Here is a 17,076-nt window from a genome sequence, read left to right on the forward strand (position 1 = left end):
ATTCTAAACAAAAAAATCAGTACCAAATAACGCTAGATTGTTATTCGATACTGATTTTTTATTTCAGCATTTTTTCTAAAAAAAACACTTATTTATTTACTTGTTTCCTTTTGAAGTTGTAAATCGTTTCTTCAATAGTAAACCAACAGAAGTAGAAGATACCAACAGAGAAGATGATATCACCAATAATACGCATCCATTTTAAAGTTTGTATAGGTTCAGCATATAATAAATCTGAATCTCTAGCAAATGAATAACCTTGAGTTATCGAGGTATACGCTTGAATAACGCCAATAGGAAGTAAGCTGAAAACCACCATGGCAACCAATCCAATATTTAAAAACCAGAAGGCACGTTTGAGTTTTTTACTTTGCCAAACTCTATCAGAATAAAAACGTAAACAGATTAAAATGAATCCCATACCAAGCATACCATACACCCCAAATAAAGCGGTGTGTGCATGTACTGCAGTCGTGTTTAATCCTTGAATATAATACAAGGCAATTGGGGGATTAATTAAGAACCCGAAGACACCTGCACCTACAAAGTTCCAGAATGAAACGGCTATAAAGAAAAATATAGGCCATTTGTATTTTTGCATCCATGGGGTGCTTTTTAAATGACTCCAGCTTTCTCTAATTTCGAAGCCCATCAGCGTTAATGGTACTACTTCTAAAGCACTAAATGTCGCTCCTAAAGCAATGGCTTGTACCGGAGTTCCAGAGTAATAAAGGTGGTGTAACGTTCCAATAATTCCACCAGCTAAAAAGATTGAAGCAGAGGCAACAGAAACACGCCCCGCAGTTTTAGCTGAAATGATTTTCATTTGAGAAAAAATGTATGCAATCACTACGGTAGCAAAAACTTCAAAGAAACCTTCTACCCAAAGGTGAACCAACCACCATCTCCAGTAATTAATAACTGGTAAGCTACTGTTTTCACCATACATCAATCCGCTGAAAAAGAACATCCCAATAGCCATTACAGATATTAATAAGATGATTAATAAATGTTTTGAAGGATCATTTTTACGAATCGCATAAATAATGTGACGACTTACCATAATTACCCAAAGGATTAATCCGATACCTAAGAATATTTGCCAGAAACGACCTAAGTCCATGTATTCATAACCTTGGTGGCCAAAGAAGAAATTGGTTGTTAAATCTAAAAATTGATGTACACCTAACCATTCGCCAGCCATAGAGCCTAAAACAATGATTAGCAATGCAAAGAATAAGAAATTAACCCCAAACCGTTGGTATTTCATTTCCTTACCAGAAATCATAGGCGCTAAAAATAATCCTGTGGCTAGCCAAGTTGCGGCAATCCAGAATACAGCCAATTGTGTGTGCCATGTTCTTGTAATAGAATAAGGTAAGTATTGCGATAATTCGAAACCAAAAAACGCCTGACCTTCAACCGTATAATGTACAGTCGCAGCACCTAAAATAACCTGTAAGGCTATTAATAACGAAATAACAATAAAGTATTTTAAGATGGTTTTTTGTGATTTAAAAAGCTTCAATCCTGTTAAAGGATCGGTTTCAGGCTTGTCAATAAGCTCTCCTTTTTCATGGTTTAATAAGTAGTAGTAGGTAAGAATTCCTATGAATAATAACAACAATACAATTGATAACCCCGACCAGATTACAGAATCATCTGTAATGTTATTATCTATTAAAGGTTCGTGTGGCCAGTTAGACGTGTAGGTGTAATCTTTTTCAGGACGGTTGGTACTTGCAGCCCAAGAAGTCCAAAATAAAAAGGCGTTAAGTTGTTCTAACTTTTCAGGATTAGTTAAAGCGCCTTTAGGAATGGCATATTCTGCTTTTCCTTCAGAAAATATAGATGTGTAATGTTTAATGTTTTCCTGAACAGCTTCTAGTCGTGCTTTAGAAATAGTAATCGATTTGTCTGTTTCATTAAAAGTATTTGTTCTAATATCTTTAATTAAACGTGCTTTTATAGCAGCTTTTTGTTCAACACCTAAGTTGTCGTAACTTTTATTAAAATCGGCTTGAGCCCAAGTATTTAACATGTAAACGGCTTCTCTGTGAATCCAATCGGCCGTCCAATCGGGTGCTACGTAACTTCCGTGTCCCCAAATAGAACCGACTTCCATACCACCAATAGATTCCCAAACATTTTGTCCGGTTTGAATATCTGCTTTGGTGTATAAAACGGCATTGGTTTCTTTCACAATAACCTGATCAGGTATAGGGGGCTGGGTTTGATACACCTCGGTACCAATCCAAATTAGTGTGATGAAGGATAAAACAACGACACTAATAAATGCAATCCATGTTTTTTTCATTTTAAATTTATTTATATGGTTTATTATTGATTGTTAAGCAGTTTTGATAAAGATTTTCAGTGTGTTTTTGTTGAGGTTTCTTTAAACGATTTACATTTAGAAGACTCATTGTATTGGAGCAAATTTAGAATTAAAACCAATAAAGGACAAATTTATCCTAATTAAAATTTTAAGATTTTTTATTTTGAAAAAATGGAGTAAAAAGAGAAAGAGGAGGGCTTATTTAATTAAATAACAAGAAAGTTATGAGAGAGGTGTAGAGTTTTTATTGATTTGCGTATAGCTGTGAATTAATAGCCACTAGCGACAAGCTAGCTCTATCAAATTTAGACGATTAAGCAACTAAACATTTCAACAACAAACAGTCTACCCACCAATAGCAGTCATACTCCTGTTTTTTGTATGTAATTCAGGCTCTTGAAGTTTTTTTAGGGTATCCATACCGCCACGGACTTTAAATTTGGCTAACACCGCTTTTTTTATAACTGGTTCTATAGATTTTCCTTCGCGAAGCGTGGTTAATAAATCAGACTCTGTAGAGGAGAACAAACAGTTTTTTAATTGTCCGTTAGCCGTTAAACGTAACCGGTTACAAGAATCACAAAATGGATTACTTACCGAGCTAATAATAGCAAAAGAACCTTGGTAACCTGATATTTTATAGTTTTTAGAGGTGTCATTAGGCGCATCTTGCAAGCGTTCTACTTGGTGTTCTTCAAATGAGGCATGTACGAGTTTCATGACATCGGCATAAGACACCATTTTACTCATATCCCACTTGTTGCCATCAAAAGGCATGAATTCTATAAAACGTACCGAAACTGGTAAATCTTTAGTGAAGTTAATAAAATCAATGATTTCGTTTTCATTGAAATCCTTCATTAAAACCGCATTGATTTTTACCGTAAAACCTTCTTTAACTAAAAGTAGAATGTTGTCATAAACACGTTTAAACTCATGGCGACGGGTGATGTGTTTAAACTTACTTTCATCTAAAGAGTCTAAACTTACGTTTATTTTCATAACGCCATATTTTTTTAAAACTGGAATAAACTTATCGATAATCACCGCATTTGAGGTGATGGATAATTCCACCGGAAGCGTTGCCAGTTTCTCCAAAATTACTGGAATATCTTTCCGAATTAAAGGTTCGCCGCCTGTTAATCTGATTTTTGTAACCCCATGATCTACGAAAGTTTTGGCGATTTGGTAAATCTCCTCGTATGTCATTAAATTACTTTTCGGAGAGAGTTTAACACCTTCCTCGGGCATGCAGTAGGTACACCTTAAATTACAGCGTTCAATTAGAGAGATACGCAGGTAGGCGTGGTCTCTGCCGTGGGAATCTTGTAGTATGTTTTTCATTTTTTTTTTTGTTGTTAAGGAGTTAAGAAATTAAATAGTTAAGTAGTTAAGAAGTTAAAGTAGTTAGATGTTTATAATCAAGTAACTAACAACCAACAACTAATAACCAACTTTAATCATGTCTCGCTCCTTTTAAAATACGAAAACTATGTAAAACCCCTGGAAAAATAGCATCCATTGATTCTTTTGCGCCGTTTGTTGAACCTGGTAAGGCTAAAATTAGTGTGTCTTCAATAGTACCTGCAACACTTCTTGATAGCATAGAAAATGGCGTGCGTTCTTGTCCGTAGCTGCGAATAGCTTCCTCAATACCAGGAATACGTCTATCTAAAATCGGAATTAAGGCTTCGGGGGTCACATCTCGACCTGAAAGTCCGGTCCCACCTGTGTAAATCACCATATCGATACCTTGTGCTTGGTAACTTTTTGCTTTTTGCTGAATCACATCTTTTTCATCAGGGATAATCACGTATTCAGAAATTTTTACACCACATGATTCGAGTTTAGCAATAATTGCTTTTCCTGCTTTATCTTCTTTGTGTCCTGCAGAAATGGTATCGCTGCAAACCACAACCGCAGCGGTTAAATCTTTTCTGAATTTGTCATTAAAGTCCGATTTACCACCTTTTTTATTTAGCAATTTAATAGCGTGAATTTCGATGCCTTTATCAATAGGTTTAAGCATGTCATACATGTTTAAAGCCACAACACTCGCGCCATGCATAGCTTCTACCTCAACGCCAGTTTTATATATGGTTTTTACCGTAAATATCACTGAAATCTCTAAGTCGTTTATTTCGTATTCCACACCGGTAAATTCAATTGGTAGGGGGTGGCAATCGGGTAAAATATCTGGTGTGCGTTTTACACCTAAAAGTCCAGCTGCTTTACTCATGGCAAAGACATTTCCTTTAGGAACCGTATCGTTTTTAATTGCTTCAATAGTTTCTTGTTTACTAACTTTTACCACAGCTTGTGCGGTTGCGATGCGTAGTGTGGTGTTTTTGTGGGTGATGTCGACCATTTTTGAAATTTATTATTTATTATTGATAATTTATTATTTGGTACTTGCTGTTTTTCTTGAAGCCATGAAGATTGAGGTTAACTCTCGAGATTCTTGCAAGATATGAGCAACGCTTTCTTTTTGGATGATATTTTCATCAATGGCAAATTCTATCCAAAAATTTGACTCATCAACCTCCTCAATAACGATGCTGATTTTTGCAATAAAACTGGCTTTTGATTGAGCGACACAAGTTGCACGATAATTCGCAGCGACCGAGGTGGAGCATCTAATTAATTGTCCTTTGATGTGATTGGCTAAATAGCTATTGGGAAACTGTCCTGTTGTTTTAACACAATTGTGAGCAAAAACTTTAGTTCTCACTTTTAAGGCTTCTTTCATGAATAATCAATTTTTTTAAGTTTCTGCTAATTAATAATCATTAAAAAATAATCACTATTAAATTTCAAGAGGTTGCTAGGTAATAATCAATAGTCAATAAAAAATAATCAATTATTAACCTTCCAAGTGTGGCTGTCATCTTCAAAAATCTCCTTTCCAAAAACAGGAACATCAGCCTTTATCGCTTCTACAATATATTCTAGGGCTTCAAAAACCACTTTTCGTCTTGGTGAAGAAACGAATACGAATAAGCAAATTTCACCAGCTTTTACCGTACCTAAACTATGGTAAATGTGCATACACGTTAAGTCGAATTTCTCGAAAGCAGATTCGCGTATGTCGTGGAATTTCTGGTTAGCCATGTCTTCATAGGCTGTGTATTCTATAGCGGCAACGGTTTTTCCGTCAATGTCATCGGCACGCACTTGTCCTAAGAAAATATTATGGGCACCAATACTTGTTTTAGTTTGGTGTTTGTAAATGGAATTTCCTATGAAATCTGAGGAAATCGCGCCGTCTCTAAAGACGTTTTTAGGTTTTTTGGTTTCCATGTTATGAAAGTTTATGATGTTTTTCTAAATAATATTTTATTTCTGAAGCGCCTTCTTCGATGCTGAAACAGTTTGGGACGCCAATTTCCTCAAGGATTTCAACGGCTCTCTGACTACGTATTCCCGCTTGGCAAAACACATAGGTTTTTTTAGAGGGGTCTATGTTGATGTACTCGTCTTCCAGTTCACTTAAAGGAATATCAATTACTGAAACGCCTTCAACTTTAGGTTGCTCATGAGCTTCGCGAACGTCTACAAACTGTATGTTTTCGTCTAATTTAATGTCTGCAATAGAAACAGAATCGGGTTCTAATGCACAATTTACAGTTTCAACATGCTTGTTGTGAAAATTTGCTTTGTCTTTTAAAACTGATTGAATCGCTTCTTCCGAGCGTTGAATTTTTAAAATGAGGTTTTGAAGGGTTAAGGCATTATAGCATAGTAATTTGCCAGAAAGCACTTGACCAATGCCCAAAATAATTTTTAAAACTTCATTGGCTTGCATGGTACCTATAATACCCGGAAGCACCCCTAAAACTCCAATTTCTGAACAGTTGGGTACGGCACCTTGTTCTGGAGGACTTGGGAACAAACAGCGGTACGAAGGACCATTTTGATAGTTAAACACCGAAACCTGACCTTCAAACTTGTAAATCGAGCCAAAAACAAGCGGTTTATTGGTGATAACGCAGGCATCGTTGACCAAATAGCGCGTTTCAAAATTATCGGAACCATCAACAATAATATCGTATTGTTCGAATAAAGCGATGGCGTTTTTATGTGTTAATTTTTCAGGGTAGGTGATAATGGTGATGTCGCCGTTTAAATCGGCCAAACGTTCTTTGGCAGCAAGGGCTTTGTTTTTGCTTAAGGAAGCCGTTCCGAATAAAACCTGACGCTGAAGGTTAGAAAGGTCTACCGTATCAAAATCTATAATACCAAGTGTACCAACCCCAGCCGCAGCGAGATATTGCAAAATCGGACACCCGAGTCCACCAGCACCAATAGCTAATACTTTGGCTTTAGAAATCTTATCCTGGCCTTCTTGACCAATTTCAGATAAAATGATATGTCTGTTGTATCTCATAAATTTTATTCCTGCGAAGGCAGGAATCTCCTCCTTTATAGTTGTACTTTTGTTTATGCGTTGAACCGTTTAATCGTTTAGCCGATTAAACAAATTAACTGTTAAACAATTATAAATTATCCTCCCGCAAAAGGCGGTAACAAAGCAATTTCTGCTCCTGTGATTTTTGTCGCTTCAGAAACCAATTCTTGATTTTGGGCTATTTGAAAATCTTTTGTTTTCAGGCCTTCATATTTTGAATATAAAAGTTCTAAAAGCTCAGAGATAGACTTTCCTGAAAACTCTAAACGCTCTTCATCTTTTTGCGAGACTTCAGCAATTTGTCCGAAATATTTAATGTTTAATAGCATCTTTCAATAGAGGCTGTCTAAAAAGTAAAGTTGTCGTCAACCTGAACTTGATTAACTTCGTAGAATCTTCGATTTCAGGTTCTCATAATGATTGTTTATCAATATGATGCGATTCTGAATCAAGTTTAGAATGACGTACTCTAATTCTTTTTGTATAACCTGCTCATTTTTATAGTTATTTATTCGTTTTATTGGTACAATCCAGTGAGTGGCTAAAGGCAACGCTCAATTGTTTTAATTCTTCTTGGGTATTCACATTCATCGTCGTTTTTTCATATTTCGATTCTAAAACCACATTTTTCACCTTACAGGAGTTCACGGCAACACGCAAACGTCTTTCATCTTGTTCAACTAATTTTCTAAAAATAGAACCACACGATTTTTTATATAATGCAATCAAAGGCATGGTTTTTCCTTGACTTTCTATTTGAATGATGTCATGTTCAGCATCGGCATTTTGGATCAGTTTTTCTAAAATTTCAGAAGTAATCAGTGGAATATCACAACTCAAAACAAGATTATATGCTGTTTTAGAAGCTTCCAAACCTGCTGAAATTCCTGCCACAGGCCCTGCATTTTTAATAGTGTCTGTAATTCTTCGGTATCCAAATTTATCATATTCGGTATGGTCGGAAACGATGATGATTTCAGAAACTAAAGGTTTAAGGGCATCTATACTGTATTGCACAAATGCTTTTCCGTTAAGGTGTAAAAAACCTTTATCGGAACCCATGCGGCTACTTTTTCCGCCAGATAAAATGATGCCTGTGATGTCTTTTTTATCTATCATTTATGTGAAAAATAATTTAGCACATGCTATACTAAGTACAAAGGCTAATATGTATCGTAGTATCTTGTTGTTTATTTTTTTGCTTCCGTAGTAACCACCTAAAATTCCGCCTACGAGCGCAATGGCAACTAAAAGAAAACTCTCTTTTTCAATGGTCACACCACTACTTATTTGTCCGATTAACCCCGCTGCCGAATTCACCCAAATAAACAGTGCAGAAACCGCTGCGGCTTCTTTCATTTTTCCCCAGTGTAAAAGTAAAATTATAGGGGTTAAAATAATACCGCCACCAATGCCAATAAGTCCCGAAAAGAAACCAATAATACCGCCAACGATTAGTCCTTGCCAGAGTTTAACGTCTTTTATTTTGTCACTTTCTTTTCCGAAAACATTCAGCATTTTTAAAATGGCGAATATCAATAAAACGGCTAAAATCTTTTTGTAAATAGAAGCATCGACTTCAATAGTGCCGCCTAAAAAAGCTAACGGAATGGAAGCGATAGCAAAGTATAAAAACAGTTTTTTATTAAAATAGCCAGCTTTATAATAATAGTAAAACGATATGCCTGCCACGAATAAATTCAGCAATAAAGCTGTGGGTTTCATAGATTCAGGAGCAAAGGAAAACAGCGCCATAAGTGCCAAATAACCACTCGCACCACCATGACCAACACTCGCGTAGAGGAAGGATACGATAGGTAAGATTGCTAAGAAGAAGTATATGTTTTCGGTTTCCAACATTTTTTTCAGGTTTCAAGTTTGAGCTTTCAGGTTGAGCGTGATTGTCTTAAACTTTAGTACACTTTAAGTACTATTAATTTTAGGCACTTCATTGTTACAAGGTTTCAAATTTAGCTACCTGCTCATCCAAGAACTTCCAGCAGTTTTTATTAATCTCATCAAAAGTTTCAATTAATGATTTGCCGTAATCTGTAAGTTGTACACCGCCGCCGCCTTTGCCGCCGACAGAATTGATGGTTACGGGTTCTTTAGCCGATTTGTTTACAGAATCTAAGAGACCCCAAGCTTTTTTGTATGAAATGTTCAGTGATTTTGCGCCTTTTGAGAGCGAACCGGTTTCGTGAATGGCTTTTAGCAAATGCACGCGACCTTCACCGAGAAGTACATTATCGTCTGATTCTATCCAAATGCGACTTTTAATTTTGTATCCCATAGTTTGTTTTTTATTGCGGAAGTATGATGACTTCAACAGTATCCCCTTCATTTATTTCAGAAACTTCACCAGGCATGTGTACCAATGCGTTTGAAAGCGCAAATGTTTGTAGCATGGATGAATTTTGTCCTTCTAAAATTTCAACGGTATCATTTTGATAAATGGCTTTTAAAAATTGCGGACGATCGCCACGCTTCTTAAATGACGAAGTAGAAGTTGCCGGAATTCTTGGAAGCTCTGTGTCGTCGCGACCCATCAAGTTTTGCAAAGCAATGTAAACATACACGTAGAAACAGGTGAGCGCCGCAGCAGGATTCCCCGGAAGGGCAAAAATTTGCGTGTCTTCTTTCTTTCCGTAGAATAAAGGTTTTCCAGGCTTTTGTTTCACCTTGTAAAAAAGTTCTTCAACATGTAATTCACTTAATGCTTTTCCAACAAAATCGTAATCTCCAACGGAAATACCTCCTGTTATGAGAACCAAGTCATTATCATTTATAGCTGTTTCTAGGGTTGAAACGGTTTTATTGTAATCATCTTCAACTTTATATAAAGTGATGTCGTAAAACTTCAAGTTATAAAGCGCGCTTAGAAGCATTCTTGAATTACTTTCGTAAATTTTCCCGTGGGTAAGTTCTAGTCCGGGTTCTACAAGTTCGTTACCTGTTGTAACCAGAGCAATGTTTGGTTTTTTATAAACTGAAACTTCAGTGATTCCTAAAGATAGGAGGTAGCCAATAGCCGCAGGAGTGAGTTTTGTGCCTTTTTTTAAAGCAATATCTCCGGTTTTAACTTGCTCGCCTAGCGGACGAATATTGAGTTCCAAATCAATTTGATGTTCAATGTCTATGGTTTCGCCATGATTTTGCACCTTTTCTTGCATCATCACCGCATTGGCAGAATCTGGAACTGCAGCGCCCGTGAATATACGAACAGCTTCTCCTGGGTTTAATTTTAGACGAACGGCATCACCAGCTTTAATTTCTCCTATTAATTTATAAGATAATTTATCATGACGATTTAATGCATAACCATCCATAGCCGACTGTCTGAATGGGGGCATATTAATAGGAGATTTTACATCTTCAAAAAGCAGGTATCCTCCAGCCTTGTCAACAGGTTTAGTGCATTTTTTTATAAGTTGTTTTCTATCATTTTTCACTATAGAAATCGCTTCGGAAATAGAAATCATGGTGTTTGGATTCGTTATGTCTGTACAAATATAGCGAATTCATTTTCTTTTGAAACATGATAAATGTCAGTTTATTTATTTTTATTTAACATAATTTTATCATAAATTTAGAAAACCAATAGTGAAACTAAGAATATGCCAATAAAAAGCTATTTAGCACATCCACAAGACGGTAAAAAGGCTGAACTACATGCAGCTTTAACTAATTTAAGTCACTGCGAAGTTATTCCTGCAGAGAATGAAGATTTACTTATAGTGGTTACTGATACCAACGATATTTCCGAAGATAAAAATTTAAAAGAACAGATAGAATCTATTGCCAGTTTAAAACTGTTGGCAATGGTTTCTGGATTTGATACACCTAAAAGCAATTAAGTATGTATACCTCGTTAACCAACAGACGTAGTTTTATAAAAAAAATGGCCATCATGTCGGCGATGACGGCTGCAGCAACCATGTTTCCAGGAATCATATTTGCAGATGAACAGGAGCGTGATTTACCTAATGGCGGCGACTTGGACTGGAAAAAAGGCCCTTGTCGTTTTTGTGGTGTCGGTTGTGGTGTCTTAATTGGCGTGGATAAAGGAAAGGCGGTTGCGGTTAAGGGGGATCCTAATTCTTCGGTGAATAAGGGGCTGCTTTGTGTTAAAGGCTATCACCAAATTATGTGTATTCAAGCGGAAGACCGTTTAACGCACGCCTTGGTTAAGAAAAACGGCAAATACGTACAAACACCCATTAGTGAGGCCCTGGATATTGTGGCTAATAAAATGAAAGAAACCATGGATACTCATGGTAAAGATTCGGTAGCCATGTATACCTCTGGGCAGTCCACGATTCCTGAAGGTTATGTGGCTTCTAAATTAATGAAGGGGGCTATTGGAACCAATAACTTAGATTGTAATGCCCGTTTGTGTATGGCAAGTGCGGTAACAGGTTTTTTAACCAGTTTTGGTGCCGATGAGCCTATGGGCTGCTACGAGGATATTGACCACGCTGATTATTTTATCACTTGGGGTAATAATATGGCTGAAATGCACCCGGTTTTATTCTCTAGAATGTTAGAGCAAAAGAATAGAAGAGGGGCTAAAATCATCGACTTTGCAACTAGAACCACGCGTTCGAGTATGGCTTCAAATAAATCGATTTTATTTGAACCACAAACAGATTTGGCGGTCGCCAATGCCATTTGTTATGAAATCATCAATAATGGTTGGGTGAATAAATCTTTTGTTGAAAACCATGTGAATTTCAATAAGGGTTTAACAGATATGGGTTATGGTTTGGAAGATAATTATGCCTTTGAAGATAAACCTACTCCAATTGATTTTGAAGCTTATAAAGACTTTTTAGAAGATTATACACCAGAAAAAGTATCAAAATACTCAGGAGTATCTGTGAAAGATATTAAATACCTGGCCGAAATTTAAGGAAACCCAAACACAAAAGTGGTTTCGTATTGGTGTATGGGTATGAATCAGCATACACGAGGAACTTGGATTAACAATTTAGTTTATAATATTCACCTATTAACTGGTAAGATTTCGCAACCTGGTAACGGACCATTTTCTTTAACGGGACAACCGTCTGCTTGCGGAACAGCTAGGGAAGTTGGGACTTTTACGCATAAATTACCTCACGGTGTTGTAACAAACGCTAAGGATCGTGAAATGGCGGCTAAAATATGGAAAGTACCCGTGGAGCGTATTCCTTCTAAACCAACTTATCACGCTACCGAAATGTTTCGAGCAGTAGATCGTGGTGATATAAAATTTATATGGACACAAGCTACGAACCCATTAGTATCCTTGCCTAAAACAAGTCGTTACCGTCCGGGAATGCAAAAAGATTCTTGTTTTGTGGTGGTTTCAGATGTGTTTCCTACGCCAACTTCTGATGTGGCTGACGTGATATTACCTGCATCTTGGCATATCGAAAAAGGTGGATTATACGGAAATTCCGAACGTAGAACCCAGTATTGGCAACAAATGGTTGAAGGACCAGGAGATACCATGCCAGATGCCTGGATGTTTATTGAAGTAGCCAAACGCATGGGTTATGGTGAATTATTTCCATATTCTAGAGAAAATCACGTGGAAGAAATTTTTAACGAGTACCGCCAATTTCATGAAGGGGCAAAACATGGTATGGCGCCTTTAGAGGTTCTTAAAAAGGAGTCTGGTGTTATTTGGCCTTATGTGAATGGGAAATCTACGCAATGGCGTTTTAATGCAAAATATGATCCAGCATGTACTAACGATAAAGCCTTTCATTTTTACGGAAAACCAGATGGTCGGGCTGTAATTTGGCAACGTCCTTACGAGCCTGCTCCCGAAGTTCCTGATGCCGAATATCCATTCTGGCTAAATACAGGACGTGTGATAGAACATTGGCATACTGGGTCTATGACGCGAAGAATTCCGGTGCTTCATAAAGCGATGCCACATGCTTATGTGGAATTTCATCCTGATGATGCGGTAAGTTTAGGAATTGTAAATGGGGAAAAGATAAAAGTAACTTCAAGACGAGGGTCTTGTGTGTTGCCTGCATCAATTAACGAAAGAGGTTTACCAACTAAAGGGCAGGTTTTTGTGCCTTTCTTTGATGAAAATATGCTAATTAATGATGTGACCTTAGATGCTTTTTGTCCGATTTCTAAAGAACCCGATTATAAAAAATGTGCTGTTAAAGTTGAAAAAGTATAAGGATGAAAAAGAGAATGGGTATCATATCGTTTTTTGTAGTGCTTTTTATAGCTTTCATTCTTATTTGGGGTTATAGTTATCAAGAAGGACTTGAGGAAGCCTATATTCCACTTGAAACTAATGAACATATTTCCGCAATTCCATCGGAGTCTGGTGTTTTTAAACGTGCTGAATATGCTTGGGATTATGGCAATATGCCAATTGATGAAGCGCACCAGAGGTCTTTAGATACGTACTATGATAATAGAGCGTTTCATGGTGCACCGCCAAGTATTCCGCATCCTGTGGCTAATGAGCGTAGTATGGGGGAGAATGTGTGTTTAAAATGTCATCAAAATGGTGGCTTTGTAGATAAGTTTAGTGCTTATGCACCAGTAACGCCTCATCCGGAGCTTGTAAACTGTAGACAATGTCACGTGCCAGAACAAACCGATAAATTGTTTGTAGCTAACAATTTCAAGAAGATGAAAGCGCCAGAAGCAGGTGTGAACAATGCCCTTTTAACGAGTCCGCCAATTATTCCGCATCAAATTCAATTGCATGAAAATTGTTTGGCCTGCCATGCGGGACCTGCTGCGCCAAAGGAAATTAGGGTAACACATCCTGAACGTATTAATTGCCGTCAATGTCATGTGCCTAATAATAAGGAAATGACCGATATAGGAACTTTTAAAAGAATGCATACCAATGAAGTGCAATAGATATATTATGAATAGAATAATTTATGGCTTTATTATCTTGATAAGTTTTTTTTCATGCAAACATGGAGAAGGCGAGTACCATGGCGTTATTGAAAAGATTAATGCTGAGGGTGAAAATTATCAAGGGACTTCTATTTCGTCTGAAAAATATTTAGAGGACATGAAAATGATTGAAATCACCGAAGGTGGTCATACGTTTTTAATTCCGGAACGAAAAAGTGAAATCAGATCCTATGCTTGCACCGAATGTCATTCGAAACCATTAAGTGATATGCATACTGAAGGGGTGCAGAAGGCACATTGGGATATGAAATTGGTACACGCCAATGAAAATGCTATGAATTGTGTGACTTGCCATAACCCCAATAACATGAACGAATTAAAAAGCTTGACAGGCAATGATATAGATTTTAATAAGAGTTATCAATTGTGTAGCCAGTGTCATAGCAAACAATTTGAAGATTGGAAAGGTGGGGCACATGGTAAACGTATTGGGGGCTGGGCGCCGCCACGAGCGGCAATGACTTGTGTGAACTGTCATAATCCACACCAACCAGGCTTTGAGTCGAGATGGCCGGCACGATTTAACACGGTTACAGAAGAAGAAAGAAAATAGAAAATAGTACGAAGATTTTAAAACATTTAAGGCATGAGTAAAAAGTGGTTTTCTTTAAATTTTGGTAGAAATAACGAAACACCTTCGGGGTCTGGGTCTTGTGGCTGCGGAAAAACCTCGGGTGGTTGTGGTTCGCACGCTAAGCCTGATACCGTTGATTCTGATGGGTATCAAATGACCGATGCCGAGTTTGCTGAAGCGGCTATCAATGCTTCTATAGGCGAAGAAACCAAAAAGGATGGCTTCGATCAGGTTTTTGATGTGAAAATGGACAGGCGTACGGCGTTTAAGAAATTAACAGCGAGTTTACTTATTGGAGCAGGAGCTGTGAGTACATCATGTAGTGTAATTGGTGGTGATGAAAGTAAAGAAAAAGCGCAAATAGATTGGGAAGAACAATTTAAGGGGAACTATAAATTGATGTCTGATGATGAAAAAGGTGCTACGGTTGATCGTTTAATGCGCTCTTACGAATTAAGAACAGGGAAAAATTTAAGTATGTCTTCGCAAAATGCAGAGGAAGATGTCTTGTTTGGTTATGCTTTTAATATTTCGAAGTGTCAAGGTTATATGGATTGCGTGAATGCTTGTGTTGAGGAGAATAACCAAGACCGCAATTCTGAAATGCAATACATTAGAATTCATGAGATGAAAGACGGCCAAGGTTTTAATTTCAATGAAGCTGATGATAATTATTACCATGAAGTCCCTGCGGAAGGTCATTTTTACATGGGAACCCAGTGTTTTCATTGTGATAATCCACCTTGTGTTGAGGTTTGTCCGGTGCAAGCGACCTGGCGTGAAGATGATGGCCTCGTAGTAGTTGATTATGATTGGTGCGTAGGCTGTCGTTATTGTATGGCGGCTTGTCCTTATGATGGCCGACGCTTTAATTGGAGTAAACCTGAAGTTCCTGAAAAGGAAATTAATCACAACCAGCATTACTTAGGAAACCGCATGCGTAAGAAAGGGGTAATGGAAAAATGTACGTTCTGCGTGCAGCGTTCAAGAGCGGGTAAAAATCCTGCTTGCGTTGAAGCTTGCCCAACAGGTGCACGAATTTTTGGGAATTTATTAGACCCTAAAAGTACGATTAGGTGGGTTTTAGAGAATAAGAAAGTATTTAGACTGAAGGAAGATTTAGGTACAGAGCCTAAGTTCTGGTATTTTATGGATTAGAATGTTGTTGAATTGTTTATGCGTTTAATCGTTGAAATGTTTAATCGGGCGAACCGGATAAAATAATAAACTTCAACTAGGAATAGTTGAGTTGAAACGTTGAAAAGGTAGATCGGTTAAATGAATAAACAAATAAACGATTAAACAGTCATACGGTACCGGCGTTAGGGATTGTAGTGGAAATCCTTTTTAAAAGGCGAGAAAGTATGTGTGGAAGTTCAGAAGTTTAAGAATAGTATGATGTCTGTAAAGTTTTAAAGACATCGGTTTTAAAAAGATTGCAACGTAAAGCCCGACCCTTGTGGTAACGCACAAAAAGTATAAAATAGATCATCCAAAATAAAAAGAATAATTTACAACATGAGTACATTTAAAGTTTTTAGAAGTTTGGTTAAGGACAGTTTAGCTACGATAACGCGCGGTTCTTTGAGGTATCATATTTGGATGGGTGCGTTAACTTTTATCATGTTGGTGGGAATGTATTGTTATTCCATTCAATTGAATGAAGGTTTAAGTGTTACTGGAATGACCGATCGTGTGAGTTGGGGACTTTATATCTCTAATTTCACATTTTTAGTTGGGGTTGCAGCGGCTGCCGTAATGCTTGTTATGCCCACCTATGTTTTGCATGATGTAGATTTTAAACAAGCTGTTTTAATAGGTGAAGGGCTCGCAGTGGCGGCCTTACTCATGTGTTTAGCCTTTGTGGTAGCTGATATGGGTGGTCCTTCGGTGTTATGGCACATGTTGCCTGGAATAGGGGTGTTTAATTTTCCCAATTCCATGCTAACTTGGGATGTTTTAGTGCTTAATGGTTATCTGTTTTTGAATATAACCATTCCGTTGTATATACTTTTTAGACATTATCAAGGTAAAGAAGCGAAGTCTAGTGTTTATGTTCCTGGAGCTATTCTATCGGTGTTTTGGGCAGTTGGTATTCACTTGGTTACCGCCTTTTTGTATCAAGGTTTACAGGCGCGTCCGTTTTGGAATAATGCCTTATTAGGTCCGCGTTTCCTGGCTTCTGCATTTGCTGCCGGTCCCGCGTTAATCATATTAGTTTTAGCTATTATTAGAAACTTTACCGAATTTAAGGTTCAAGATAAAACCCTTAGAAAAATCGCTATGGTAGTTACTGTAGCCGCACAAATTAACTTAATTATGTTAGTTTCAGAGTTATTCAAAGAGTTTTATGCGCCCACGCATCACAGTGAAAGTGCTTATTATTTGTATTTTGGTTTACACGGAAAGGATGCTTTACTACCATGGATTTGGACGGCTATTCCTATGAATGTATTGGCTACTGTGTTGTTAACCTTTCATAAATTAAGAAATAATTTTAGAGTGCTTTTCTTTTGTTGTTTCCTCTTGTTTGTGGCTATTTGGATTGAAAAAGGTTTCGGATTAATTGTGCCTGGTTTTATTCCAGGGCCTTATGGTAAAATTGTTGAATACACACCTACAGGTATAGAAATAGGCGTGACTCTAGGTATTTGGGCTATGGGTGCTTTTGTGTTTACGATACTTGCTAAAACAGCCATAGGTATCGAATTAGGTAATTTGAGATACAAGAAGGAAGCTTAGTCTCTTCCTGATTTCTGAATATAAAGGCTGCAAAACATCAATTGAATAATTTCAATTGGTGTT

At 37.3% G+C, this 17,076-nt stretch carries 18 protein-coding genes; 7 read left to right on the forward strand and 11 right to left on the reverse strand.

Annotation, left to right across the window (positions count from 1 at the left end):
- Positions 1 to 88 precede the first annotated feature (88 nt).
- The 11 genes from Q4566_RS01320 to glp all read right to left on the reverse strand — a co-directional run bounded on the left by Q4566_RS01320 (position 89) and on the right by glp (position 10,228).
- The gene (locus tag Q4566_RS01320) at positions 89 to 2,317 is read right to left on the reverse strand and encodes a nitric-oxide reductase large subunit (protein ID WP_303417472.1); all 2,229 of its coding nucleotides are present in this window, start codon (positions 2,315 to 2,317) and stop codon (positions 89 to 91) included.
- A gap of 366 nt (positions 2,318 to 2,683) precedes the next feature.
- Complete coding sequence (gene moaA, locus Q4566_RS01325) at positions 2,684 to 3,682, reverse strand: GTP 3',8-cyclase MoaA (RefSeq protein ID WP_303417474.1); 999 nt, start codon at positions 3,680 to 3,682, stop codon at positions 2,684 to 2,686.
- A gap of 112 nt (positions 3,683 to 3,794) precedes the next feature.
- Positions 3,795 to 4,706 carry a bifunctional molybdenum cofactor biosynthesis protein MoaC/MoaB gene (moaCB, locus tag Q4566_RS01330; RefSeq protein ID WP_303417476.1) on the reverse strand — a complete coding sequence of 304 codons (912 nt, stop codon included), beginning with the start codon at positions 4,704 to 4,706 and terminating at the stop codon, positions 3,795 to 3,797.
- A 33-nt stretch (positions 4,707 to 4,739) separates the two neighbouring features.
- Positions 4,740 to 5,087 carry a four helix bundle protein gene (locus Q4566_RS01335; protein WP_303417478.1) on the reverse strand — a complete coding sequence of 116 codons (348 nt, stop codon included), beginning with the start codon at positions 5,085 to 5,087 and terminating at the stop codon, positions 4,740 to 4,742.
- Positions 5,088 to 5,194: 107 nt separating this feature from the next.
- A complete protein-coding gene (locus Q4566_RS01340; protein ID WP_303417480.1) occupies positions 5,195 to 5,638 on the reverse strand; it encodes a molybdenum cofactor biosynthesis protein MoaE in 444 nt (147 codons plus the stop codon).
- 1 nt (position 5,639) lies between these two features.
- Positions 5,640 to 6,725 carry a HesA/MoeB/ThiF family protein gene (moeB, locus tag Q4566_RS01345; RefSeq protein WP_303417482.1) on the reverse strand — a complete coding sequence of 362 codons (1,086 nt, stop codon included), beginning with the start codon at positions 6,723 to 6,725 and terminating at the stop codon, positions 5,640 to 5,642.
- A gap of 116 nt (positions 6,726 to 6,841) precedes the next feature.
- Positions 6,842 to 7,075, reverse strand: a complete 234-nt coding sequence (locus Q4566_RS01350) for a MoaD/ThiS family protein (RefSeq protein ID WP_303417484.1) — start codon at positions 7,073 to 7,075, stop codon at positions 6,842 to 6,844.
- Between the two features lie 175 nt (positions 7,076 to 7,250).
- The gene (locus tag Q4566_RS01355; RefSeq protein ID WP_303417486.1) at positions 7,251 to 7,865 is read right to left on the reverse strand and encodes a molybdenum cofactor guanylyltransferase; all 615 of its coding nucleotides are present in this window, start codon (positions 7,863 to 7,865) and stop codon (positions 7,251 to 7,253) included.
- Positions 7,866 to 8,606 (reverse strand): sulfite exporter TauE/SafE family protein, encoded by a 741-nt coding sequence (locus Q4566_RS01360; protein WP_303417487.1) that lies wholly within the window; start codon positions 8,604 to 8,606, stop codon positions 7,866 to 7,868.
- Positions 8,607 to 8,700: 94 nt separating this feature from the next.
- On the reverse strand, positions 8,701 to 9,039 hold the full coding sequence (locus Q4566_RS01365) for a winged helix-turn-helix domain-containing protein (RefSeq protein WP_303417489.1): 339 nt from the start codon (positions 9,037 to 9,039) through the stop codon (positions 8,701 to 8,703).
- A gap of 10 nt (positions 9,040 to 9,049) precedes the next feature.
- A complete protein-coding gene (gene glp / locus Q4566_RS01370; protein WP_303417491.1) occupies positions 9,050 to 10,228 on the reverse strand; it encodes a gephyrin-like molybdotransferase Glp in 1,179 nt (392 codons plus the stop codon).
- A gap of 135 nt (positions 10,229 to 10,363) precedes the next feature.
- Between glp and Q4566_RS01375 the strand changes: the two genes are divergently transcribed.
- The 7 genes from Q4566_RS01375 to dsrP all read left to right on the forward strand — a co-directional run bounded on the left by Q4566_RS01375 (position 10,364) and on the right by dsrP (position 17,013).
- Positions 10,364 to 10,603, forward strand: a complete 240-nt coding sequence (locus Q4566_RS01375) for a hypothetical protein (protein ID WP_150937563.1) — start codon at positions 10,364 to 10,366, stop codon at positions 10,601 to 10,603.
- A gap of 2 nt (positions 10,604 to 10,605) precedes the next feature.
- Positions 10,606 to 11,658: a molybdopterin-dependent oxidoreductase gene (locus tag Q4566_RS17045; protein ID WP_368506585.1), complete on the forward strand. Its 1,053-nt coding sequence runs from the start codon at positions 10,606 to 10,608 to the stop codon at positions 11,656 to 11,658.
- Positions 11,659 to 11,676: 18 nt separating this feature from the next.
- Positions 11,677 to 12,933 (forward strand): molybdopterin-dependent oxidoreductase, encoded by a 1,257-nt coding sequence (locus Q4566_RS17050; RefSeq protein WP_368506586.1) that lies wholly within the window; start codon positions 11,677 to 11,679, stop codon positions 12,931 to 12,933.
- A 2-nt stretch (positions 12,934 to 12,935) separates the two neighbouring features.
- Positions 12,936 to 13,634, forward strand: coding sequence for a nitrate reductase cytochrome c-type subunit (locus Q4566_RS01390; RefSeq protein ID WP_303417498.1), 699 nt, complete (start codon positions 12,936 to 12,938; stop codon positions 13,632 to 13,634).
- Between the two features lie 7 nt (positions 13,635 to 13,641).
- Positions 13,642 to 14,250: a cytochrome c3 family protein gene (locus tag Q4566_RS01395; protein WP_303417500.1), complete on the forward strand. Its 609-nt coding sequence runs from the start codon at positions 13,642 to 13,644 to the stop codon at positions 14,248 to 14,250.
- Between the two features lie 33 nt (positions 14,251 to 14,283).
- The gene (locus Q4566_RS01400; protein WP_303417502.1) at positions 14,284 to 15,429 is read left to right on the forward strand and encodes a 4Fe-4S dicluster domain-containing protein; all 1,146 of its coding nucleotides are present in this window, start codon (positions 14,284 to 14,286) and stop codon (positions 15,427 to 15,429) included.
- Positions 15,430 to 15,789: 360 nt separating this feature from the next.
- Positions 15,790 to 17,013: a sulfate reduction electron transfer complex DsrMKJOP subunit DsrP gene (gene dsrP, locus Q4566_RS01405; RefSeq protein ID WP_303417503.1), complete on the forward strand. Its 1,224-nt coding sequence runs from the start codon at positions 15,790 to 15,792 to the stop codon at positions 17,011 to 17,013.
- Positions 17,014 to 17,076: the final 63 nt, after the last annotated feature.

It is taken from the genome of Tamlana sp. 2_MG-2023, assembly GCF_030548465.1.
Lineage (GTDB): Bacteria > Bacteroidota > Bacteroidia > Flavobacteriales > Flavobacteriaceae > Pseudotamlana.